At 66.0% G+C, this 22158-nt stretch carries 24 protein-coding genes; 17 read left to right on the top strand and 7 right to left on the bottom strand.

Annotated features, from left to right (window positions below):
- Positions 1–5 precede the first annotated feature (5 nt).
- Positions 6–1235 carry an ATP-binding protein gene (locus tag ACFFJ6_RS01015; RefSeq protein ID WP_378383443.1) on the top strand — a complete coding sequence of 410 codons (1230 nt, stop codon included), beginning with the start codon at positions 6–8 and terminating at the stop codon, positions 1233–1235.
- Here the strand turns inward: ACFFJ6_RS01015 and ACFFJ6_RS01020 are convergent.
- A complete protein-coding gene (locus tag ACFFJ6_RS01020; RefSeq protein WP_378383446.1) occupies positions 1162–2055 on the bottom strand; it encodes a YihY/virulence factor BrkB family protein in 894 nt (297 codons plus the stop codon). The genes ACFFJ6_RS01015 and ACFFJ6_RS01020 overlap by 74 nt on opposite strands.
- A gap of 121 nt (positions 2056–2176) precedes the next feature.
- On the opposite strand from ACFFJ6_RS01020, the gene ACFFJ6_RS01025 reads away from it, so the two are divergent.
- The 5 genes from ACFFJ6_RS01025 to ACFFJ6_RS01045 all read left to right on the top strand — a co-directional run bounded on the left by ACFFJ6_RS01025 (position 2177) and on the right by ACFFJ6_RS01045 (position 5844).
- Positions 2177–2371, top strand: coding sequence for a twin transmembrane helix small protein (locus ACFFJ6_RS01025; RefSeq protein WP_378383448.1), 195 nt, complete (start codon positions 2177–2179; stop codon positions 2369–2371).
- A 64-nt stretch (positions 2372–2435) separates the two neighbouring features.
- Positions 2436–3008 (top strand): cob(I)yrinic acid a,c-diamide adenosyltransferase, encoded by a 573-nt coding sequence (locus ACFFJ6_RS01030; protein ID WP_378383450.1) that lies wholly within the window; start codon positions 2436–2438, stop codon positions 3006–3008.
- 100 nt (positions 3009–3108) lie between these two features.
- Complete coding sequence (locus ACFFJ6_RS01035) at positions 3109–3858, top strand: electron transfer flavoprotein subunit beta/FixA family protein (RefSeq protein WP_378383452.1); 750 nt, start codon at positions 3109–3111, stop codon at positions 3856–3858.
- 1 nt (position 3859) lies between these two features.
- A complete protein-coding gene (locus ACFFJ6_RS01040; RefSeq protein WP_378383454.1) occupies positions 3860–4810 on the top strand; it encodes an electron transfer flavoprotein subunit alpha/FixB family protein in 951 nt (316 codons plus the stop codon).
- A gap of 152 nt (positions 4811–4962) precedes the next feature.
- Positions 4963–5844 (top strand): 3-hydroxybutyryl-CoA dehydrogenase, encoded by an 882-nt coding sequence (locus ACFFJ6_RS01045; RefSeq protein ID WP_378383456.1) that lies wholly within the window; start codon positions 4963–4965, stop codon positions 5842–5844.
- Between the two features lie 168 nt (positions 5845–6012).
- Here the strand turns inward: ACFFJ6_RS01045 and ACFFJ6_RS01050 are convergent, their stop codons facing one another.
- On the bottom strand, positions 6013–6927 hold the full coding sequence (locus ACFFJ6_RS01050) for a LysR family transcriptional regulator (RefSeq protein WP_378383458.1): 915 nt from the start codon (positions 6925–6927) through the stop codon (positions 6013–6015).
- 93 nt (positions 6928–7020) lie between these two features.
- Here ACFFJ6_RS01050 and ACFFJ6_RS01055 point away from each other — a divergent pair, with 93 nt between their 5' ends.
- Positions 7021–7824, top strand: coding sequence for an NAD(P)H-dependent oxidoreductase (locus ACFFJ6_RS01055; protein WP_378383460.1), 804 nt, complete (start codon positions 7021–7023; stop codon positions 7822–7824).
- 92 nt (positions 7825–7916) lie between these two features.
- Positions 7917–8105: a hypothetical protein gene (locus ACFFJ6_RS01060; protein ID WP_378383462.1), complete on the top strand. Its 189-nt coding sequence runs from the start codon at positions 7917–7919 to the stop codon at positions 8103–8105.
- Positions 8106–8131: 26 nt separating this feature from the next.
- On the opposite strand, the gene ACFFJ6_RS01065 is transcribed toward ACFFJ6_RS01060, so the two are convergent.
- Positions 8132–8488 (bottom strand): DUF1428 domain-containing protein, encoded by a 357-nt coding sequence (locus ACFFJ6_RS01065; RefSeq protein WP_378383464.1) that lies wholly within the window; start codon positions 8486–8488, stop codon positions 8132–8134.
- Between the two features lie 114 nt (positions 8489–8602).
- Positions 8603–9268 (bottom strand): thiol:disulfide interchange protein TlpA, encoded by a 666-nt coding sequence (gene tlpA / locus ACFFJ6_RS01070; RefSeq protein WP_378383466.1) that lies wholly within the window; start codon positions 9266–9268, stop codon positions 8603–8605.
- 125 nt (positions 9269–9393) lie between these two features.
- Between tlpA and argH the strand changes: the two genes are divergently transcribed.
- The 4 genes from argH (at position 9394) to ACFFJ6_RS01090 (ending at position 13912) form a co-directional block, all read left to right on the top strand.
- Positions 9394–10779 carry an argininosuccinate lyase gene (gene argH, locus ACFFJ6_RS01075; RefSeq protein ID WP_378385686.1) on the top strand — a complete coding sequence of 462 codons (1386 nt, stop codon included), beginning with the start codon at positions 9394–9396 and terminating at the stop codon, positions 10777–10779.
- Positions 10780–10841: 62 nt separating this feature from the next.
- Positions 10842–11108: an LPS translocon maturation chaperone LptM gene (lptM, locus tag ACFFJ6_RS01080; RefSeq protein ID WP_378383468.1), complete on the top strand. Its 267-nt coding sequence runs from the start codon at positions 10842–10844 to the stop codon at positions 11106–11108.
- 6 nt (positions 11109–11114) lie between these two features.
- Positions 11115–12380: a diaminopimelate decarboxylase gene (gene lysA, locus ACFFJ6_RS01085; protein ID WP_378383470.1), complete on the top strand. Its 1266-nt coding sequence runs from the start codon at positions 11115–11117 to the stop codon at positions 12378–12380.
- A 965-nt stretch (positions 12381–13345) separates the two neighbouring features.
- Entirely contained in the window at positions 13346–13912 is a 567-nt protein-coding gene (locus tag ACFFJ6_RS01090; RefSeq protein ID WP_378383472.1) for a cytochrome b, read from the top strand.
- 27 nt (positions 13913–13939) lie between these two features.
- Here ACFFJ6_RS01090 and ACFFJ6_RS01095 read toward each other — a convergent pair whose 3' ends face one another.
- A complete protein-coding gene (locus ACFFJ6_RS01095; protein WP_378383474.1) occupies positions 13940–14320 on the bottom strand; it encodes a carboxymuconolactone decarboxylase family protein in 381 nt (126 codons plus the stop codon).
- A 156-nt stretch (positions 14321–14476) separates the two neighbouring features.
- Between ACFFJ6_RS01095 and ACFFJ6_RS01100 the strand changes: the two genes are divergently transcribed.
- Positions 14477–17038 (top strand): TIGR02302 family protein, encoded by a 2562-nt coding sequence (locus ACFFJ6_RS01100; RefSeq protein WP_378383476.1) that lies wholly within the window; start codon positions 14477–14479, stop codon positions 17036–17038.
- 185 nt (positions 17039–17223) lie between these two features.
- On the opposite strand, the gene ACFFJ6_RS01105 is transcribed toward ACFFJ6_RS01100, so the two are convergent.
- On the bottom strand, positions 17224–17601 hold the full coding sequence (locus ACFFJ6_RS01105; RefSeq protein ID WP_378383478.1) for a response regulator: 378 nt from the start codon (positions 17599–17601) through the stop codon (positions 17224–17226).
- 103 nt (positions 17602–17704) lie between these two features.
- A complete protein-coding gene (locus ACFFJ6_RS01110; protein WP_378383480.1) occupies positions 17705–18580 on the bottom strand; it encodes an MJ0042-type zinc finger domain-containing protein in 876 nt (291 codons plus the stop codon).
- A 144-nt stretch (positions 18581–18724) separates the two neighbouring features.
- Between ACFFJ6_RS01110 and ftsE the strand changes: the two genes are divergently transcribed.
- The 4 genes from ftsE to ACFFJ6_RS01130 all read left to right on the top strand — a co-directional run bounded on the left by ftsE (position 18725) and on the right by ACFFJ6_RS01130 (position 22043).
- Complete coding sequence (gene ftsE / locus ACFFJ6_RS01115; RefSeq protein ID WP_378383482.1) at positions 18725–19384, top strand: cell division ATP-binding protein FtsE; 660 nt, start codon at positions 18725–18727, stop codon at positions 19382–19384.
- On the top strand, positions 19377–20357 hold the full coding sequence (locus ACFFJ6_RS01120; RefSeq protein ID WP_378383484.1) for a cell division protein FtsX: 981 nt from the start codon (positions 19377–19379) through the stop codon (positions 20355–20357). Before ftsE ends, ACFFJ6_RS01120 begins: the two co-directional genes overlap by 8 nt.
- Before the next feature lie 156 nt (positions 20358–20513).
- A complete protein-coding gene (locus ACFFJ6_RS01125) occupies positions 20514–21236 on the top strand; it encodes a YdcF family protein (protein WP_378385688.1) in 723 nt (240 codons plus the stop codon).
- A gap of 12 nt (positions 21237–21248) precedes the next feature.
- Positions 21249–22043 carry a lysophospholipid acyltransferase family protein gene (locus ACFFJ6_RS01130; protein WP_378383486.1) on the top strand — a complete coding sequence of 265 codons (795 nt, stop codon included), beginning with the start codon at positions 21249–21251 and terminating at the stop codon, positions 22041–22043.
- Positions 22044–22158 lie beyond the last annotated feature (115 nt).

Here is a 22158-nt window from a genome sequence, read left to right on the forward strand (position 1 = left end):
GTTTTATGGCAGTGAAGTCGCGCGCCCTGCGGAGCGGGCGAACGGCGCTCAAGCGGGCGCCGGTCAAGCGCGTACGCCAGAAAGCGGCCGCTCCCGGCATGGTCGAGACGGCGCTGGCCGTGTTCGCGCATGAAGTCCGCACGCCGCTCACCGGCATCCTCGCCGTCAGCGATCTGCTGGCGACCTCCGATCTCGGCGAGCGCGAGCGCCGCTGGGTTGAAACCATCAAGGCCGGCGCCGAGCATCTTGCTGGGCTTGCGACGCTTTTCGTCGACGCCGCACGGCTCGGCGCGATGGATGGCGGTGCCAGTCTCGGCACCCGCAACGAGTTCTTCGATCTGCGCGCGCTTGCCCGTCACGCCGGCGATTCACTGTCCGGCCGCGCCGCCGCCAAGGGCCTGCGCGCGGTCGTAACGATCTCGCCGCGGCTGCCGGCCTTCGTGGTCGGCGACGCGGTGCGGCTGCGCGCCGCGCTGGAAAATCTGATCGACAATGCGGTCAAGTTCACCGAGCAGGGCGACGTGGCCCTCAAGGTCAGCTCCGCCAGCGGCGGCAAGAATGCCGCGCTGATCAGCTTCGCCGTGTCGGACAGCGGCATCGGCTTGACGCTCGGCGAAATCAAGCGGCTGTTCAGGCCTTTCTCTCAGGCCAACGTCAGCATCGCGTCGCGGTTCGGCGGCGCCGGACTGGGGTTGTCGTCGGTGCGGCAGATCGCACGGGCGATGCAGGGCGACGTTGCGGTGACGCCGCGGCCGAAGGGCGGCGCCATCTTCACCCTGACGGTCAAACTCACGCGCGCAAAGCCGCCGCAGCCGCAGACATCAGGGCCGCATAGTTCCGCCGGCGCGTTGAGCCAGCCACTGCGCCTGCTCAGCGTCGAGGACAATCCGTTCGGCCGCGTCGTCCTCAACGCGATCCTGACTGAGCTAGGTCATCACACCGAGTTCATCGGCAGCGGCGAGGCGGCGCCGGAGCGATTGGCGCAAGGCGGTTTCGATGCGGTGCTGATGGACATGGTGCTGCCCGGCATCAGCGGGCCCGAGGCGATCCGCCGGATTCGCGGGCTGCCTGCGCCAGTGGGCACGACCCCGATCATCGGCGTGTCCGGCCGCGATGAGGACGAAGTCGCGGCCCGCGCAGCGGGAGCCGACGCCTTCCTGCTCAAGCCGGTGTCTCCCCGTGCGCTCGCAACTGCGCTGCTTGAAGTGTCACGCCGTCCGGCAGTCGCGACTTGATGATGGCGGCGTTGAGTTCGCCGCCATAGACGAAGATCGCCGAGATAAAATACAGAAACACCAGCGCGATGATCGCCGACGCCAGGCCCGCATACATCGTCACGTAGTTGTTGGCGAAGCGCGCCAGATACAGGCCGAATCCCATTCCCGACACCAGCGACGCCACCATCGTGAAGACGATGCCGGGAACGATCTGCTTGATCGTCCGGCGACCGGCGGGGAGCCGCGCATGCAGGATGAACAGCGCCACCGTCAGCGCGCCGATCGCGATGCCGTAGCGGGCGACGGTCAGCAGCGTCTGGTTATCTTCCACCAGCAGCGGGACGTAGTGCCGGGCGGTCGCCAGGATCAGCGGTCCGAGCACGATCAGGAACGCCATCGCCAGCGCCGTGAACGCCGCCACCAGCGTATAGCCGATCGATTCCAGCCGCAGCATGTACCAGGGGCGCACTTCGATCACCGCATAGGCGCGGTTGAGCGCGACCCGCAGGCTCTCGACGCCGTTCGAGGCGAAATACAGCGCCAGCAGCAGGCCGATGGTCAGCGCGCCGCCCCGGGTGGTCGTCAGCACATCGTGGATTTCGCCCGACAGGGTGCTGGCGACCTGGGCCGGCCAGATGTCCAGCATCAGCTCCGCGGCCTGATCGGCAAGGTCCTTGGAGCCGACGAAGCCGGCCAGCGAGGTCAGGACGATCAGAAACGGAAACAGCGCCATCAGCGACGACAGCGCGATATGGCTGGCGATCGCCCATCCGTCATCCGCCAGAAACGTATAAAAAGCGTCCATTACGACCGCGTAGACGTAGCGGATCTGCCTCACAGGTCACCTGACGGAAGGTTGCAGCGCGGAACACTAGCATCGGCTACTAACCCGCTCAAACCAACTTCGTTGCGGGTGCGGCCGGGTGGCGCGGCCGGAATGACGGTGCTATGAGACCGAAATGGCCACCTTTCTCAGCAACCTTGTCCTGCCGGTCGCGCTCTGCGCGGTGGCGCTTGTCCTGCTGCTCGGCCTGATCAATATGATGCGGGGCGGGTCGCCTAACCGATCGCAGAAGCTGATGCGGCTGCGGGTGCTGCTGCAATTCGCAGCCATCGTGGTGACCATGCTTGCGATCTGGGCGCTGGGCCGCTAGCCACGGGCGCCATTCTTTAGATCTTCCGACAACAAGCCGGTTCTGCCTGCCGAGGTCCTGCGCAATGGTCGTTCTCAATCGAATCTACACCAGGACCGGGGACGACGGCTCCACCGCGCTCGGCACCGGGGAGCGCCGGCCGAAGCACGATCTGCGGATTGCCGCCTACGGCACGGTCGACGAAACCAACGCCGCGATCGGCGTAGCCCGGGTGCATCTCGGCGGGCTGCCGGAGTTAGATGCCATGTTGGGCCGGATTCAGAACGATCTGTTCGATCTCGGCGCCGATCTGGCGGTACCTGACCGCGAGGGTAAGCCGGAGCGGCTGCGGGTCCTATCGACGCAGGTGGAACGGCTCGAGCGCGAAATCGATCAGCTCAACGAACGTCTCGCGCCGTTGACGTCATTTGTTCTGCCTGGGGGTAAACCCGGTGCCGCTTACCTGCATCTGGCGCGCACAATATGCCGCCGCGCAGAACGCGTCATGGTGGAACTCGCCGCCAAGCCGGAGGAAAAGATCACTCCGGCAGCGGTGCAGTACGTCAACCGGCTGTCCGACTTCCTGTTTGTCGCCAGCCGCGCGGTGAACGACGACGGCGCTGGCGACGTGCTCTGGGTTCCCGGCCAGAACCGTTAGGTTGGGTCGTTTTTGGCTCTGCCGCGTTGACCGCCGATATCCGGGGCTTTAGGTTCCGCCGCCACGACAAGATAAACCCAGCGAAAACGAAAGAGGATCGATGAAGGTTCTGGTGCCGGTCAAGCGGGTGGTCGACTACAACGTCAAGATCAGGGTCAAGAGTGACGGATCGGGCGTTGAACTCGCCAACGTCAAAATGTCGATGAATCCGTTCGACGAGATCGCCGTCGAGGAAGCGCTGCGGCTGAAGGAAGCCGGCAAGGCGACCGAAGTCGTCGTCGTTTCGATCGGGCCCGCGCAGGCGTCCGAAACGCTGCGCACCGGTCTGGCGATGGGCGCCGATCGCGGCATCCTGGTCAAGGTCGATGGCGTCGTCGAGCCGCTCGCGGTCGCCAAGATCCTGAAGGGCGTCGCCGGCGAAGAGCAGCCCGGGCTGATCATTCTCGGCAAGCAGGCGATCGACGACGACAGCAATCAGACCGGTCAGATGCTGGCTGCGCTGCTCGGCTGGTCGCAGGCGACCTTCGCCTCGAAGCTCGAAGTCGAAGGTTCGGACTTCAAGGTGTCGCGCGAAGTCGACGGCGGCTCGCAGACCGTGAAGCTGAAGGGCCCGGCGATCGTCACCACCGACCTGCGGCTCAACGAACCGCGCTACGCCAGCCTTCCGAACATTATGAAGGCCAAGAAGAAGCCGATCGCCGAGAAGACCGCGGCGGACTACGGCGTCGATGTCGCGCCGCGTCTGGAAGTCGTCAAGACCGTCGAGCCGAGCGGCCGCAAGGCCGGCGTGAAGGTCAAGGACGTCGCCGAACTGGTTTCGAAACTCAAGAACGAAGCGGGTGTTATCTGATATGGCCACGCTGCTGATTGCCGAACACGACCACGCCCAGCTCAAGGACGCGACCAACAAGGCGCTGACCGCTGCCGCTGCGCTCGGCTCGGAGGTTCACGTCCTCGTCGCCGGTGGCGGCGAAGGCACCAAGGCTGCGGCCGAAGCGGCTGCGAAGCTGCAGGGCGTCGCCAAGGTGCTGGTCGCCGAAGCTCCGGCCTACGCGCACGATCTCGCCGAGCCGCTGGCCGCGCTGATCGTCTCGCTCGCCGGCAACTACGACGCGATCGTTGCCCCGGCGACCTCGCGCTTCAAGAACGTGATGCCGCGCGTTGCCGCGCTGCTCGACGTGATGCAGGTGTCGGAGATCATCAAGGTCGTCGCGCCCGACACGTTCGAGCGGCCGATCTATGCCGGCAACGCGATCCAGACCGTGAAGTCGAAGGACGCCAAGAAGGTCATAACCGTCCGCACCTCGACCTTCCAGGCGACCGGCGAGGGCGGCAGCGCCAGCGTCGAGTCGGTGGCGGCGGCGGAAGATCCGGGCCTGTCGACCTTCATCAGCGAGGAAGTCGCCAAGAGCGATCGTCCGGAGCTGGCCTCGGCCAAGATCATCGTCTCCGGCGGCCGCGCGATGCAGAGCCGCGAGAACTTCACCAAGTACATCGAGCCGCTCGCCGACAAGCTCGGCGCCGGTGTCGGCGCCTCGCGCGCCGCGGTGGACGCTGGCTACGCGCCGAACGACTGGCAGGTCGGCCAGACCGGCAAGGTCGTGGCGCCGGAGCTGTATGTCGCGATCGGCATTTCGGGCGCGATCCAGCATCTCGCCGGCATGAAGGACTCCAAGGTGATCGTCGCGATCAACAAGGACGAAGACGCGCCGATCTTCCAGGTCGCCGATTACGGTCTGGTCGCCGACCTGTATCAGGCGGTCCCGGAACTGACCGAAGAGCTCGGCAAGCTCGGCAAGTAATCGCCAGCTTGCGCACGGATCCGGCTACGGCCGGATCCGTTGGCAAAGTTTAAGTGTTTGTCGCGATACTGCTCCGCTCCGGCCGCTTCCGGCGTGAAAGTTGCCACAATGCTCCGGCCCGTCCTGCGACCGGGCGTCCAACGAGATGACAGATGGCCTTAACAATCAAGAAAGTCGGCGTGATCGGCTCCGGCCAGATGGGCAACGGCATCGCGCATGTGGCTGCGCTCGGCGGCTTTACGGTCGTTCTGAACGACATCTCGGCAGACCGGCTGAAGTCTGCGATGGCCACCATCAATGGCAACCTCACCCGGCAGATCTCCCGCAAGATCATCACCGAGGACCAGCGCAAGCAGGCGCTCGCCAACATCACCGCGACCGACAGGCTCGACGGGCTCGCCGACTGCGACCTGGTGATCGAAACCGCGGTCGAGAAGGAAGACGTCAAGCGCAAGATCTTCCATGATCTGTGCGCGACGCTGAAGCCCGAGGCGATCATCGCCTCCAACACCTCGTCGATCTCGATCACGCGGCTCGCCGCGTCGACCGACCGTCCGGAGCGCTTCATCGGCATTCACTTCATGAATCCGGTTCCGGTGATGGAGCTGGTCGAGCTGATCCGCGGCATTGCCACCGACGACGCCACCTTCGAAACCTCCAAGGCCTTCGTCGCCAAGCTCGGCAAGCAGATCGCCGTCTCGGAAGATTTCCCCGCCTTCATCGTCAATCGCATCCTGCTGCCGATGATCAACGAGGCGATCTACACGCTGTACGAAGGCGTCGGCAATGTCGAGGCGATCGACGCGGCAATGCGGCTCGGCGCGCACCATCCGATGGGCCCGCTGGAGCTGGCCGACTTCATCGGTCTCGATACCTGTCTGTCGATCATGCAGGTGCTGCACGAGGGGCTGGCCGACTCCAAGTATCGGCCGTGTCCGCTGCTGGTGAAGTACGTCGAAGCCGGTTGGCTCGGCCGCAAGACCAGCCGCGGTTTCTACGATTACCGCGGCGAGAAGCCGGTCCCGACCCGCTGATCGCGGGCGTCCTGATTTGTTATTTCTTGAACGTGATGGCCGGGCTCGTCCCGGCCATCAACGTTTTCGTCAGGCGTCGTCCGTTCGTTTGTTGATGCCAGAGACAACCCGGGGCACGACGGATTACTGAGAAGGCGCCGGCACACGAGGCGCGGCGGGGCTTCATCTTCACACGATCCCCGGAACGGTCCGAATCTGCTTCACCAGGAAATCGATCAGTAAGCGCACGCGCGCGATGCCGGCGCGGTCGGGCACGATCAGCAAATAGAGCGGCACGGACGGCAGTCGGTAGTCCGGCAGGATGACCTGCAGCCGGCCTGAGGCCAGGAGATCGTCGACCAGCCAGCGATGCGTCGCCGCGACGCCGCGCCCCGCCATCATGGCTTCGCGAACCGCCAGGCCGTGATCGACCCGGAGTCGGCCGCCGAACGGCACGCGATGGATCTCCCGATCGGGTCCTTCGAAGGTCAGCATGTCGCTGCCGACCACATTCATCATGCGAATGCCCTGATGGCGGGCGAGATCCTGTGGGGTCGTCGGCGTGCCGTGGATCGCCAGATACTTAGGCGAGGCCACCATCAGGCGCTGGCTAAGGCCGAGTGGCCGCAGTTTCAGCGAACTCTCGGTCAACGGAGCCAGCCGAAGCGCCAGGTCGACGCCTTCGCCGACCAGATCGACCTGCTGATCGGTGAGGCCGAAATCGATGCCGATATCGGGATAGCGATCCTGAAACGCGAAGATCAGCCGGCTGATATGCATCACGCCGAAAGATGCCGTGCATGTCATCCGGACCGTGCCGGCCGGCGCTCCGGACGAGCCGAGCGCTTCGTCGCTGGCCTGTTCGAGCAGCCGCAAGATCTGAACCGCGCGGGCGTAATAGCGGTTGCCTTCTTCGGTCAGCGTCACCCGGCGGGTGGTGCGGCTCAGCAACGGCGCGCCGATTGCCGCTTCGAGCTCCTGCAGTTGCCGTGTGACGGTGGACTGGCCGACATTGTGTTCGCGGGCAACGGCCGAGAGGCTGCCGCGTTCGGCGACGCGAACGAAGGTACGGATGCGCTCGATCGTGACGGCTGATCTATCCATTTTTCGGCACAATCATATCGATATTCGATGTCTATCGGAATAGTTGGCGGAGGTCTACTCGGAGGTAGTCAGCCCCCTTTGAGGACACCCGCCATGAAAGTTCTGCTGGTCTTCGCCCATCCCGAACCTCGCTCGCTCAACGGCGCGCTACGCGACGTCGCGGTTGCGGAGCTGCAACGCCAAGGCCACGAGGTGAAGGTCTCCGACCTGTATGCCCAGGGCTGGAAGTCCGCGGTCGATCGCGCGGATTTTCCCGGTCTTGCGCCCGACGAGCAGTTGGTGACGGCGGCGGCCTCCAAGGCGGCGTTCGAGGCCGGCCAGCTGACACAGGACGTCAGCGACGAAATCGATAAGCTGCGCTGGGCCGACGTGCTGATCCTGCAATTCCCGCTGTGGTGGTTCACTATGCCGGCGATCCTGAAAGGCTGGGTCGACCGCGTCTATGCGTGCGGCTTTGCCTATGGGGTCGGCGAGCACAGCGACAAGCGATGGGGCGACCGCTACGGCGAAGGCAACATGGCCGGCAAGCGCGCGATGCTGATCGTGACGACCGGCGGTTGGGAGCAGCATTACGGCGCTCGCGGTGTGAACGGGCCGATCAACGATCTGCTGTTTCCGATCCATCACGGCATTCTGTTTTATCCGGGCTTTGACGTGCTGCCGCCGTTCGTCGTGCATCAAGCGGGCCACCTCGATGAAGCCAGGTTCGAAGCCACCGCCGAACGCCTTCGCGAGCGGATGCGCACGCTCGCCACCACAGCGCCGATGCCCTATCGGCGACAGAACGGCGGCGACTATCTGATCCCCAGCATGGAGCTGCGTCCCGGGCTCGGCGCTCCGGGCCGCACGGGCTTCGCGCTGCATGTGAGGGAGGAGGACTCGGCCTCGCCCCGATGACGGACGGCGTCATCGCCAGCCTGGCCAATTGCGGGCGACGAAGCGAAAGATTGTTAACGCTTCGTCGCTAAGCTTCATCCATGGACATGAGCATGGTCAGCGCGGCTCTCGCGATGCAGGCGAGCAGCACGCAGATGCAGACCGCGACGACGATCCAGGCGTCGAATGCGCGCACGGAGCGCGACACGGTGCAGACGCTGCTGGGCATCGGCCAGGGCGGCGCGCCGTCGCTCGCAAATGTCGGCGCGGGCGTCGGCGGAAACGTCAACGTCACCGCTTAATCGCGCAAGCCCGTGGCGGTGATGTCCTAAACATCCACCAGCGTCTTAAAGCCGCCGAAGAACATCCGCTTGGTGTCGAACGGCATCGTTTCGGTCATGATCCGGCTTGTGCGCGGGTCTTCCATCGTCTTGGCCATCACCCGGTCGCGGTGCTTCCGCGACTTGTAGACGATGTAGGAAATCACCACGACCTCGTCCGGCTTCAGCTTTACGCTGCGCGGAAACGAGGTCCGCTTGCCAGGCGGGACGTCATCGGCGACCCACTCGCGATACTCGATCGCGCCGTGTTCGCGGAACACCTTCCCGACCCTGCGCGCGAGCTTGGTGTAGTCCGCGAGCCTGGCTTTCGGCACCGGCAGCACGAACCCGTCGACATAGGACATGCGTTTCCTCCCGCTTGATTCCGCCGCACGTGAAGCGGCCGTCTGCAAGACGAAGGACGATGCCCGCTTCTGACGGCGGACCGCCGGGGCTTTTTGTCGCGGCAGGGAGTCCGGTCAGCGGGCGAGCGCGCCCTTCACCAACGCCAGTGCGTCGGCGCTGTCCCACTCGGCCGGACCGGCGATGGTGGCGATTTCGCAGCCCTCCCCGTCGACCAGCACCGAGGTCGGCATGCCGAGGGCGCGGCCGACGCCCTTCAGTTCCTGGAACACCCGCGCCGAGGCGTCGCTGAAGAAGCTCAGCTTGGTCAGCTTCTCGTCCTCGAGAAACTTCTTCGGCTTGGCCGGGTCGCGGGTGTCGATGTTGATCGCCACCACTTCGAACTGCGGGCTGCCGAGCTTGGCCTGAAGATTGTCCAGCGCCGGCATTTCCTTGCGGCACGGCACGCACCAGGTCGCCCACAGGTTGACCAGCACGGTGCGGCCGCGGAAATCCGAGAGCTTCTTGGGCTGTCCGGTGCCGTCCTCGAAGGCGAGATCAGGCAGCTTCAGCGGCTCGGCGGCGACCGTCACGGCCGCGACTTCGCCGCGCGCCAGCGGCTTCAGTTGCTGCGCCAATGCCACGGCCGGACGGCAGGTGGGATCGCCCGCATTGCGCTGCAGCCCGGCGATCCCGTATACCCCCGCTGCTCCGGCGACCACCAGCACGGCCATCGCGGCCAGAATCAGCGTTTTGCGCCCCTTGCGGCGTGGCGGGACGGAATCGGGTCGGGTATCAGTCATCGGGCACTCGGACTCGGCAGGCCGCACAGGATCGCAGGCTGGTGGGGGTGAGGCAAAGTTGAGGCGGGCATGATCGTGAGCGGACAGTGAGCGGCGGGCAGAAGAGCGGCGGACAGGGCAACAAGATGTGGGGCGGCCGGTTCGCCGAGAGCCCCGACGCCATTATGGAAGAGATCAACGTCTCGATCGACGTCGATCGGCATCTCTACGCCCAGGACATCACGGCGTCCAAGGCCCATGCCGCCATGCTCGCCGCGCAGGGCATCATCACCGCGAACGATGCGAAAAATATCGGCAAGGGTCTAGACACGATTCTGTCAGAGATCGGCGCCGGCAAATTCACCTTCAAGCGGGCGCTCGAGGACATTCATATGAATGTCGAGAGCCGGCTGTCCGAATTGATCGGCCCGGCCGCGGGGCGGCTGCATACGGCGCGCTCGCGCAACGACCAGGTGGCGACCGACTTCCGGCTCTATGTCCGCGATGTGCTGGACCAGACCGACGCGGCGCTGGCGGCGTTCCAGCAGGCGCTGGCCGAACGGGCGCTGGAGCACGCCGAAACGGTGATGCCGGGCTTCACGCATTTGCAAACCGCGCAGCCGGTCACCTTCGGGCATCATCTGATGGCCTATGTCGAGATGGCGGCGCGCGATCGCGGCCGGTTTCAGGATGCCCGCAAGCGGCTCAACGAAAGTCCGCTCGGCGCGGCCGCGCTGGCTGGCACCTCGTTCCCGATCGACCGCCACGCCACCGCCGCCAAGCTCGGCTTCGACCGGCCGATGGCCAATTCGCTCGACGCGGTGTCGGATCGCGACTTCGTGCTGGAGACGCTGTCGGCAGCTTCGATCTGCGCGGTGCATCTGTCGCGCTTCGCCGAGGAAATCGTGATCTGGACCTCGCCGCTGGTCGGCCTGGTGCGGCTCTCCGACAAGTTCACCACCGGCTCGTCGATCATGCCGCAGAAGCGCAATCCCGATGCCGCCGAGCTGGTCCGCGCCAAGACCGGGCGGGTGATCGGCGCGCTCAACGGCCTGCTGATCGTGATGAAGGGCCTGCCGCTCGCCTATCAGAAGGACATGCAGGAAGACAAACAGGGTGCGATGGAGGGCTTTGCGGCGCTGTCGCTGGCGATCCGGGCGATGACCGGCATGGTCCGCGACATCGTGCCCGAGCAAGACAAGATGCGGGCCGCCGCCGGCGAGGGCTATGCCACTGCCACTGACCTCGCTGACTGGCTGGTGCGGACGCTGAAAATGCCGTTCCGTGATGCGCATCACGTCACGGGTCGGATCGTCGGGCTCGCCGCGAAGGCCGGCGTCGCGCTGCACGAGCTGCCGCTGGCCGAGATGCAGGCCGTTGAAAAGCGCATCACCAAGGACGCGCTGGCGGTGCTGAGCGTCGATTCCTCGGTGAAGAGCCGCACCTCCTACGGCGGCACGGCGCCGAAAAACGTGCGCGCTCAGGCCAAGAGCTGGCTCAAGCGCCTCGAAAAAGAGCGAAAAGCGGGTTGAAGCAGGGGCTCGCCACGGCCGGGCGTTCTCTGTAGGATGCGGCCGCAATTGGGGATTTCGACGTGAACCGCACTGCCGGCCCATCGCGATGGGCGCTTGTTGTGATCGCCGCGGCGACGCTGGCCCTCGCGGGCTGCGGTCGCAAGGGCGGACTGGATCTTCCGGCGGGGGCCGCCGATACGCCCGGCTCGCCTGCAGCGTCGGCGTCGTCGCCAGCTGCGCCGGCCGCGAAGGGTGACGTGTTCGACCCGTCCTACGGCACCAACGCGCCGCCCGTCGCTGGCAAGGGCCAGAAGAAGCGCATCATCCTCGACTCGCTGCTGGACTGATCCGCAATGCGCCATTTCGACTACCGCAACGGCGTGCTGAACGCCGAAGGCGTCAGCCTTGCTGTGCTTGCGCGCGAGGTCGGCACGCCGTTCTATTGCTATTCGACCGCGACGCTGGAGCGGCACTACCGCGTCTTCAGCGAGGCCTTCGCCGGCACCGACGCGCTGGTGTGCTACGCCATGAAGGCGAATTCCAACCAGTCGGTGCTGCGGACGCTGGCCAGGCTCGGCGCTGGCGCCGACGTGGTGTCGGGCGGCGAGATGCAACGCGCCCTTGCGGCCGGCATTCCGCCGAGCAAGATCGTGTTCTCCGGCGTCGGCAAGACCGAGGCCGAGCTGCGTGCGGCGCTGGCGCACGACATCAAGTGCCTCAACGTCGAGTCCGAGCCTGAACTCGAACTGCTGTCGCGGCTCGCGGTCGAGACCGGCCGCACCGCCAAGATCTCGATCCGGGTCAATCCGGACGTCGATTCCGGCACCCACGCCAAGATCTCGACCGGCAAGTCCGAGAACAAGTTCGGCATTCCGCTGGCGCATGCGCGCGAGGTCTATGCCCGCGCCGCCAAGCTGCCGGGCATCCAGATCAGCGGCGTCGATGTGCATATCGGCAGCCAGATCATCGACCTGGCGCCGATGGAAGCGGCGTTCCGCATCGTCGCCGAGTTCGTGCATGTGCTGCGCGGCGACGGGCACAGTATCAGCCACGTCGATTTCGGCGGCGGCCTCGGCATTCCGTACTACGAGGATCGCGACGCGCCGCCGGAGCCGTTCGCCTATGCGGAGATGGTCAAGCGCGTCACCCACAATCTCGGCTGCGCGCTGCTGTTTGAGCCCGGCCGGATGATCGTCGGCAATGCCGGCATCCTGGTCGCGCAGGTGATCTATGTGAAGCACGGCGACGGCAAGACCTTCGTGATCATCGACGCCGCGATGAACGATTTGATCCGGCCGACGCTGTACGAGGCGTATCACGAGATCCTGCCGGTGGCCGAGCCGGCGCCGGGCGCCCGGACGATCACCGCCGACGTCGTCGGCCCGGTGTGCGAGACCGGCGATTATCTGGCGCTCGACCGCAAGCTGCCCGAGCTGAAGGCCGGCGACCTGATCGCCATCATGACGGCCGGCGCCTACGGCGCGGTCCAGGCATGTACGTACAACACCCGCGCGCTGGTGCCCGAAGTGCTGGTCAAGGACGATCAGTACGCGGTCGTGCGTCCGCGCATCGAGGTCGAGCAACTGATCGCGATGGATCAGCCGGCGCCGTGGCTGTGAGCTGGGAGAGAGTTTTCCATATCGCGCAGAAGATAATATAGGTCGCCCGGCCAAAGATCTGTATGTAAGATTAGACGGCCATTGTCCGAGGGGGAGTAAGTCAAGCTTCCCCAGCTCACGGGTGAGGCCTTCAGATTTTCGAAGTTTAGGTGTCCGCCGTGTGACATTGCATTGCGGACTACTCTGGCGAAATTCCAAATAGTGGGCCAATCCGCGGGCGCGCTGCCGTAGTGCGCTTTTATTTCGTCAAGGTTTCGCTCGTAGTAATTGATGATTAGCGCTTGTCCGAAGCTGAAGAGTAGTCGTCCTATAGCTCCAAGTTCTAGGGAGCCGGCTTCCTCAAGGGGATTCGGCTCTTCGTGAAATTCAATGGATTGTGGCCAGCTATTCTTGCAAATTATGGAGGCCATTCGGCTTGGGTGCCAGCAAAGGCGCATGTTTGCCTGCTTGGCGTCCATTATAGAGGTGTCTTCTTCCGGCCAAGGAGCACTTGTGCCGCTATTATAGACCTCCACCGCGTGAACAAAGTTCTGGAGGGCGAAAAGGTACACAACTAGGTCGTCGAAGTAGCCTTGCTCGCAAGTCACGATTACTCGTTTGGTCATGAAAATACCTCTGTACGCGTTGCCTTCCACTCAATCGGTCGCTGCGGCCAGCCTATAGCTAGAAGTGGGACCGCCAGCACGCGGCGGACAAAAGACTGGCGGTCCCGATCGCACGTTTGCAATCCCGCCGGGAACGTGCGGCGTCCGGCGGGTACGCGCGACAGGTTCAACCTATCGGTGTTACGCGGCGCGGCAATTGAAACCCCCGCTTAACCTAACCGATCAACCTTAACGCGCGCGCCGGTGCGCGGAACTGGCCCGTGCACGCGGTGCGCGAGCCTTAGATTCGCCACCGGTCTCCCGCTCAACACGTCGCTGCCTCGGCGGCGCGCCCGCCCGGCAATCGATTCAGGACCACGGATGACCCAAGCTGAGCCCGCGACAACCGTGCCGGTCGACAAATACCCGACCTCGCTCCGCGTGCTGCATTGGCTGCGCGCGCTGCTGATCTTCGGGCTGATCGCGGTCGGCTGGTTCATGACGTCGCTCGACGACGAGGCCGCGGAGCGCTTCGGCGCGCTGTATCCGCTGCACAAATCCTTCGGCCTGCTGGTGTTGCTGATCGTGTTGGTGCAGCTCGGCATCCGCGCGACGTCGCGGCTGCCCGGGCCGGCCGACCTGCCGACGCACGAGCGCGTGCTCTCCCATGTGGTCCATGTGGCGATCTACGCGCTCGTCCTGATCGTGCCGCTGATGGGCTATGCGATGTCCAGTACCTACGCCCACAGCGACGGCGTGACGTTCTTCGGCCTGCATGTGCCGGAGCTGCTGCCGAAGAACGACACGGCATTTCGGGTATTTCAGTTCCTGCACAAGGTGCTGGCCTATACGCTGCTCGGGTTGGTGGTCCTGCACATCGCAGGTGCGTTGAAGCACCGCTTCTTCGACAAGAACCCCAAGGCCGACGTGCTGCCGCGGATGATGTAGCGGCCTGCACGCCGGCGCTGACCTGTCTCAGGTCTTGTCGAGTTCGGCGAACACTTCGCGGGCGATACGAAAGCTGTCGACGCCCGCCGGCATCCCCGCGTAGCAGGCCACCTGCATGAAGATCTCGCGGATCTCGTCCCGGGTGACGCCGTTGGTCAGCGCACCCTTGAGATGCGCGCGCAACTCGTGCGGCCGGTTGAGCACCGCGATCATGGCGAGGTTCAGCATGCTGCGGGTCTTGCGCGGCAGGTCCTCGCGGCCCCAGATCGCACCCCAGCAATATTCGGTGACGTGGTCCTGGAACGGCTTGTTGAAGTCGTCAGCGGTCTTCAGCGCGTTCTCCACATAGGCTTCGCCGAGCACGGCCTTGCGGATGTCCAGCCCCTTGTCGTGGGTCGTCTTGTCCATCGTCGATCCTTCTGGTTGATGCGCGGCGACGTTATGGGCTGCCGTCCGTGCCGTCACGCATTCGTGTGCTGCGACACGGGGATGACGGCTGCTGCTGTCAGGTGCCTCATTGCCGCCGCTGTGGTAGGCTGCTGTACGTACAACCCGGAGAGCTTGTTGAACGGACGCAGCCCCGACCCGTCGCAGACCCCGCAGGATCCAGACGCGCTGGCGCGGCTGCGATTGGACACGGCCCTCCGGCGCGCAACCTTCGCGATCGCCTGGGAGCGAAGCTGGCCGCTGCTGGTCCGGCTGCTGAGCGTCGTCGGACTGTTCCTCGCAGCGTCCTGGGCCGGCCTCTGGCTGGCGTTGCCGTTCAGCGGCCGCATGGTCGGGCTTGCGCTGTTCGTGGTGCTGGCGCTGGTCGCGCTTTACCCGGCTCTCAAGTTTCGCTGGCCGAGCCGCGACGACGCGCTCGCCCGGCTCGACCGCAACACCGGCCTGAAGCACCGCCCGGCCACCGCGCTCACCGACACGCTGGCCTCGACCGATCCGGTCGCGCTGGCGCTGTGGAGGGTGCAGCGCGAGCGGACGCTGGCGGCGCTGCGCGGCATCCGTGCCGGCCTGCCGGCTCCGCGGCTGCCGAAGCACGATCCGTGGGGCCTGCGCGCGCTGGTGGCGGTGCTGCTGGTCGCCACCTTCGTGGCCGCCGGCGAGGAACGCAGCGCGCGCGTCGCGGCGGCGTTCGACTGGAACGGCGCTCTTGCAGGCCCGAATGTTCGCGTCGACGCCTGGGTGACGCCGCCGGTCTATACCAACAAGCCGCCGATCATTCTGTCGGCTGCCAACAAGGACCTCGCCGCGAGCGATGCGGCCTTGCCGGTGCCAGCCGGCTCGACCCTGCTGGTCCGCTCCAGCGGCGGTGATCTCGACGTCGCGATCAGCGGCGGCGTTGTCGAAGCCAAGGGCGAGGCCGAGGCGCCCAAGGGCACGAGCGAGCGGCATTTCAAGATCACCGGCGACGGCACTGCCCAGGTGCGTGCGCCCTCGGGCCAGCCGAAATGGTCGTTCAAGGCGACGCCCGATCACGCGCCGTCGATCGCGCTGGCCAAGGACCCGGAGCGGCAGGCCCGCGGCTCGCTGCAGCTCTCCTACAAGATCGAGGACGACTACGGCGTCGTCGCAGCCTACGGGGTGATCGCGCCGGTGGTGTCGGCGACCGATCAGAAGGCCGGGACGCCACGGCCGCTGTTCGAGCCGCCGCAATTCCCGCTGACGCTGCCGAACGCGCGCACCCGCGCCGGCGTCGGTCAGACCGTGAAGGATCTCAGCGAGGATCCCTATGCGGGCGCCGAGGTGACGCTGACCCTCACGGCCAAGGACGAGGCCGGCAACGAGGGGCGCAGCGAGCCGCACACCATGCGGCTGCCCGAGCGGCTGTTCACCAAGCCGCTCGCCCGCGCCCTGATCGAGCAGCGCCGCATCCTGGCGCTCGATGCGAACAAGAACGGCGACGTCTACACCGCGCTCGATGCGCTGATGATCGCGCCGGAAGCGTTCACGCCGGACGCCGGCCAGTATCTCGGTCTCTACACCATCGCCGATCAGCTCGAGCGCGCCCGGACCGACGAGCAGCTGCGCGAGGTCGTCGCCAATCTGTGGTCGCTCGCCCTCAGCATCGAGGACGGCGACACGTCGGACGTCGAGAAGGCGCTGCGCGCCGCGCAGGATGCGCTGAAGCAGGCGCTGGAACGCGGCGCCTCCGACGAGGAGATCAAGAAGCTCACCGAGAACCTGCGCGCCGCGCTCGACAACTACATGCGCCAGCTCGCCGAGCAGATGAAGAACAATCCGCAGCAGCTCGCGCGGCCGCTCGATCCGAACACCAAGGTGATGCGGCAGCAAGACCTCAACGCCATGATCGAGCGCATGGAGCGGCTGTCGCGCTCCGGCGACAAGGAGGCGGCCAAGCAACTGCTCGAACAGCTCGCCCAGATGCTCGAGAACCTGCAGATGGCGCAGCCCGGCCAGGGCGGCGACGACGACATGCAGCAGGCGATGAACGAGCTGAGCGACATGATCCGCAAGCAGCAGCAATTGCGGGACAAGACCTTCAAGCAGGGCCAGGATCAGCGCCGCGATCGCATGCGCGGCCAGAAGGGCGAGCAGAATCTCGGCGACCTGCAGCAGGATCAGCAGAATCTGCAGGACCGGCTGCGCAAGCTGCAGCAGGAACTCGCCAAGCGCGGCATGGGCCAGCAGCAGGGCCAGCGCGGCCAGAAAGGCGAGCAGGGCCAGCAGGGACAAGGGCAGCAAGGCGAGCAGGGCGATGGCGACGGCGGTCTCGACCAGGCGGACTCCGCGATGGGCGATGCCGAAGGCCGGCTCGGCGAGGGCAATGCCGACGGCGCCGTCGACTCGCAGGGCCGCGCGCTCGACGCGCTGCGCAAGGGCGCGCAGAAGCTCGCCGAAGCGATGCAGCAGGGCGATCAGCCCGGTCCGGGCGACGGTCCTGGTAATCGTCCCGGCCGGCAGCAGAGCAGCGGCAACGACACCGATCCGCTCGGCCGCCCGCTGAAGGGCCGCGAGTTCGGCGACGATCTGTCGGTGAAGATCCCCGGCGAGATCGACGTCCAGCGCGTCCGGCGTATCCTCGAAGAACTCCGCCGCCGCCTCGGCGACACCAACCGCCCGCAGATCGAACTCGACTACATCGAGCGGCTGCTGAAGGATTATTAGGGCGATGAGCTAACCCTGAGCACGGCGCACCTCTCCCGCCTGCGGGAGAGGTCGGATCGCGCAGCGATCCGGGTGAGGGCACTCCGCTCCGCGAGGCGCTGAGTCATTGTGCGCGTCGCCCTCACCCCAGCCCTCTCCCGCGCGCGGGAGAGGGGGCGCGCTGCGGTCGGGGCAAGTACTGGCGATCAGCTCGTCTTCTTCGCCGCGAGCGCGTCCGCGACCGCGGTGCGGATGTCGGCGACGGAGAACGGCTTGGTGACGACGTCGTGGACGATGGCGTCGAGGCCGGAGGCGCGTTCGCGCTGGTCGGCGTAGCCGGTCATCAGCAGGATGGTGAGTTCGGGAAAGTCGCGCGCGGCCGCGAGCGCCAGCGCGATGCCGTCCATGATCGGCATCTTGATGTCGGTCAGCAGCAGATCGAACCGGCCGTCGTTCTCGACCAGGATTTCCAGCGCCTCGCTGCCGTCCTCGGCTGTGGTGATGTCGTGGCCGTCCATCGCGATGGCCCGCCCCACCAGCAGGCGCATCGATTCTTCGTCATCGGCGATCAGGATTCGCGACATACCAGTGTCCCAGGCTTACGGCCGTCGCTGCGGCCGGTCGGCGTCGAGCAACGCTTGATAACAACGATCGGGAGCTCGGCTCGATTCACTCCGAACGCAAACTCTAGGCGCCGCCGGTGGCGATATCGCGCCGGTTGAAGAAGCGCACGTCGATGGTCCGTGCTTCGGGCGGCGGCGACGCCAGCCGCGACCGGAACCAGGCCTGCTCGCCGGGGCGTAGCACGGTCTGCTCCAGCACCGCGTTCCAGGCGTAGATTTCGGTGCCGTGGTCGTCGCGCACAACGAAGCGCAGCCGCGGCAAATCCGCCGGCTTGCGGCCGAGGCCCATGATCATGCCCTCGATCACCAGCACCGGCTTCGATTCCACCGTCTCGCGGGTGACCTTGACGTCCTTGATGGCCAGCGAGCGCAGGTTCACCTCGAAGCCGACCATCCGATAGAACGTGGCGGTCTGCGGCAGCATCCGCACCACGTCGGCGCGCCAGATCAGGAGCCCCAGTGCGAGCGAACCGAATGCGGCGCAGGCTGTCGAGGCGTTCAGGGTCGATTTGAGCGTGCCGATCGGATCCTGTTTCAGCGGCGCGATCAGCGCCTTGAAGCCGCGCTGCCGTCGCGTGCCGAACGAGCGGTTCTTGCGCAGCGGCTCCGGGTCGGCCTCGATCTCCGGCTCCGGCGCGCGGGCAAACACGTCCCGCTCTTCGGGCGTCGGGATTTCGGCGGCGATCGGCGGGCTGTCGACGACGGGAGTATCCTGTTCGTCCTCGGCCACGCCCCAGCCCGGATCGTCTGCCAGATCGTCGGCCGGGCGCTTGTCCTCGACCGTCATCGCCGCGACACGTGCGTCGGTCTGGATCACATCTTCCGGGCGCGCCAGCCACACTTCCTTACAGCGGGAACAGCGTACGGTCCGGCCGCTGTCGCCGAGTTTCGCCGGATCGATCGCATAGGATGTCGTACAATGTGGGCAAACGATATGCATGACGAATCGCTGGCTATGTTCCTCGCCCGAGCCTATCCGGCGTCCGTTAACGAATCGGAAACCATAACCGCCTCACAACCTCCGCAGGGGCAGTTGGCGCGGCATGCCCTGTCCCGCTGCGCCGGTGAGTATCGGAGCTGAATCGTGGTCCGCTTCGAAAATGTCGGCCTGCGCTACGGGCTCGGTCCCGAGATCCTGCGGGATCTCAATTTCGCGATCCCGGCGCATTCCTTCCAATTCCTGACCGGCCCCTCGGGCGCCGGCAAGACCTCGCTGCTCCGCCTGCTGTTCCTGTCGCTGCGGCCGACGCGCGGTCTGGTGAACCTGTTCGGCAGCGACGTCTCATTGCTTACGAAGGACGAGGTCTCGGCGCTGCGTCAGCGTATCGGCATCGTGCTGCAGGACTTCCGGCTGCTCGACCACATGACGACCTACGAGAACGTCGCGCTGCCGTTCCGCGTCACCGGGCGCGACGAGTCGAGCTACCGCAAGGAGGTCATCGACCTGTTGAAATGGGTCGGTCTCGGCGACCGCATGGACGCGCTGCCGCCGGTGCTGTCGGGCGGCGAGAAGCAGCGCGCCGCCATCGCCCGCGCGGTGATCGGCCGGCCGCAACTGCTGCTCGCCGACGAGCCGACCGGCAATGTCGATCCGACGCTCGGCCGACGGCTGTTGCGGCTGTTCATCGAGCTCAACAAATCCGGCACCGCCGTCATCATCGCCACCCACGACATCAACCTGATGGACCAGTACGAGGCGCGTCGCCTGGTGCTGCATCAGGGGCGGCTGCACATCTATGAATAAGCCGCCGCGATATACCGATCCGCGCGACGCGATGGTCGACCTCGGCGACGAACGCCCGCAGGTGCCGGCCCGCGCGCGTAACCAGTCGCCGATCGTGCCGCGCGCCTCGATCGCCGGCCGGGCGCTGGTCGCGGTGGTGGCGATCATGGCGTTCCTGGCGTCGATGACGACCGGGGTGGTGCTGCTGATCAGCGCCTCGGCGGCCGAATGGCAGTCCGACGTCGCCAGCGAACTGACCGTGCAGGTGCGCTCGGTGCAGGGCCGCAGCCTCGAACGCGACGCCGCCACCGTCGCCGAGGTGGTGCGCAACCAGCCCGGCATCGTCGAGGTGCGGCCGTTCACCAAAGAGGAATCCGCCAAGCTGTTGGAGCCGTGGCTCGGCAGCGGCCTGTCGCTGGACGACCTGCCGGTGCCGCGGGTGATCGTGGCGCGGATCGCGCCGGGCACCGCGCTCGATCTCGACGATCTGCGGCGCCGGGTCGCACAGGCGGCGCCGGCCGCCACGGTCGACGATCACCGCGCCTGGATCGAACGGATGCGGTCGATGACCGGCGCCACGGTGTTTGCCGGCATCGGCGTGCTGGCGCTGGTGATCGTCGCCACCATCATCTCGGTGTCGTTCGCCACCCGCGGCGCGATGGCGGCCAACCGGCCGATCGTCGAAGTGCTGCATTTCGTCGGCGCCAGCGATCGCTTCATCGCCGACCGCTTCTTCCGCCACTTCCTGATGCTGGGCCTGCAGGGCGGGCTGATCGGCGGCGGCGCCGCCGTGTTCGTGTTCGGCTTCTCGGAATCGGTGGCGACCTGGTTTTCCGGCACGCCGGTCGGCGACCAGTTCGCTGCGCTGCTCGGAACCTTCTCGCTGCGGCCGTCCGGCTATCTGGCGCTGGCCGGGCAAGCGGTTCTGATCGCGGCGATCACCGCGCTGGCGTCGCGCCGCACGCTGTTCAGCACGCTGAACTCGATCGAATGACGACACCGCGCCCGGTCCCGTCCCGGCCCAATTTGACCGCCCGGCGGACTCCCTTTCGCCCGAAAACGCACTAGAGTCCGAACGGCTCCGGGGACCGCGATGTCCGACGAAGGAAGCCGCATCGATCGTTCGCAATCGAGGTTATACCGGCATCCGATGCAGCCGCGTTCTACCCAGCCCCTCACCGACCGGCCCCAGGCTACGCCGCGGCGCCGATTCGGTCTTGTTCGCGCCGCCGTTCTGGCGGTGCTGGCGTTGGGCGTGATGCTGACGGGCGGCTTCGTGGCGTTCCTGATGCAGCTCCGGGTGGAGGAGTCGAAGCCGTCCCGCGTGGCTGATGGCATCGTGGTGCTGACGGGCGGCTCATCGCGGGTGTCCGATGCCGTCGAGCTGCTCGCGTCGGGTTACGGCAAGCGGCTGCTGATCTCCGGCGTGCACCGGACCAATGGGGCGAGCGACATTTCGCGCTCGGTGCCGGAGAGCAAGGACTGGTTCGGCTGCTGCGTCGATCTCGACCGCTCCGCGGTCAACACCCGCAGCAACGCTGTCGAAACCCGCCGCTGGGCCACCGAACGCGGCTTCCGCTCGCTGATCGTCGTCACGTCGAATTACCACATGCCCCGCGCGATCGCCGAAATGTCGCACGTCATGCCGGATATCGAGCTGATCCCGTTTTCGGTGATCGGCGACAAGTGGCGCGACGAGGTGTGGTGGAGCAGTGGCGCGACGATGCGGCTGCTGCTATCCGAATACGCCAAATATCTCGCCGTCGAGGCGCGGGTGCGGCTGGCGCGGCTGGGGATCGAGATTGCGCCCGAGTCGCCGGAGCAAGCGCCCGAGACGGCAGTCCGCAGGCCTACGACGGCGCTCGCCAACTGACCGGATCGTTTGATGACGCGTATTTTCATCCGCTCGTTGATCTTCAACGTGCTGTTCTATCTGCTGCTGGTGTTCTGGATCCTGGTGGCGATCCCGACTTTCTTGCTGCCGCGCCGCGCGCTGATCAAGGTCGCGAAGATGTGGGGCCAGAGCAGCATCTGGCTGATGCGTGTCGTCTGCGGCACCAGAGTCGAATTCCGCGGCGTCGAGAAAATCCCGGCGGGGCCCCTGATCGTCGCGCCGAAGCATCAGTCGATGTGGGAGACCTTCGCGCTGCTGCAGTTCTTCGATGCGCCGCTGTACATTCTCAAGCGCGAGCTGACCTGGATTCCGTTCTTCGGCTGGTTCCTGATCAAGGCCGACATGATCGCGATCAATCGCCAGAAGGGCGGCCGCATCCTGATGGAGATGGCGCGCCGCGCCAGCGAGGAAGTGAATCGCGGCCGGCAGCTGATCATCTTCCCTGAGGGCACCCGCACCGCGGTCGGTGCGCCGCCGCACTACAAGGCCGGCATCGCCCAGATCTATGCGGACTGCAACGTGCCGTGTCTGCCGGTGGCGCTGAATTCCGGCCTGTTCTGGCCGCGCCGGCAGTTCATGCGCTATCCCGGCACGATCATGGTCGAATTCCTCGATCCGCTGCCGGCCGGAATGTCGCGACGCGACTTCATCGACCTCGTCAGCGAGCAGATCGAAACCGCCAGTAACCGCCTGATCGAAGCCGGGCGGCTCGAGCAGGAAGCGCTGTTCGGCGGCGTGCCGAGCACAGCGACCGTCGTGCCCGACCGCACCGCCAGCAATCAGTAATTCGCCTCTCCCCAACCGCAGCGCGCTCCCTCTCCCGCCTGCGGGAGAGGGCTGGGGTGAGGGCGCCCCAAGCACTGACTCGGCGGCTCGCGGAGCGGAGTGCCCTCACTCGCCG

The organism is Rhodopseudomonas telluris, from assembly GCF_042432815.1.
Lineage (GTDB): Bacteria > Pseudomonadota > Alphaproteobacteria > Rhizobiales > Xanthobacteraceae > Rhodopseudomonas > Rhodopseudomonas telluris.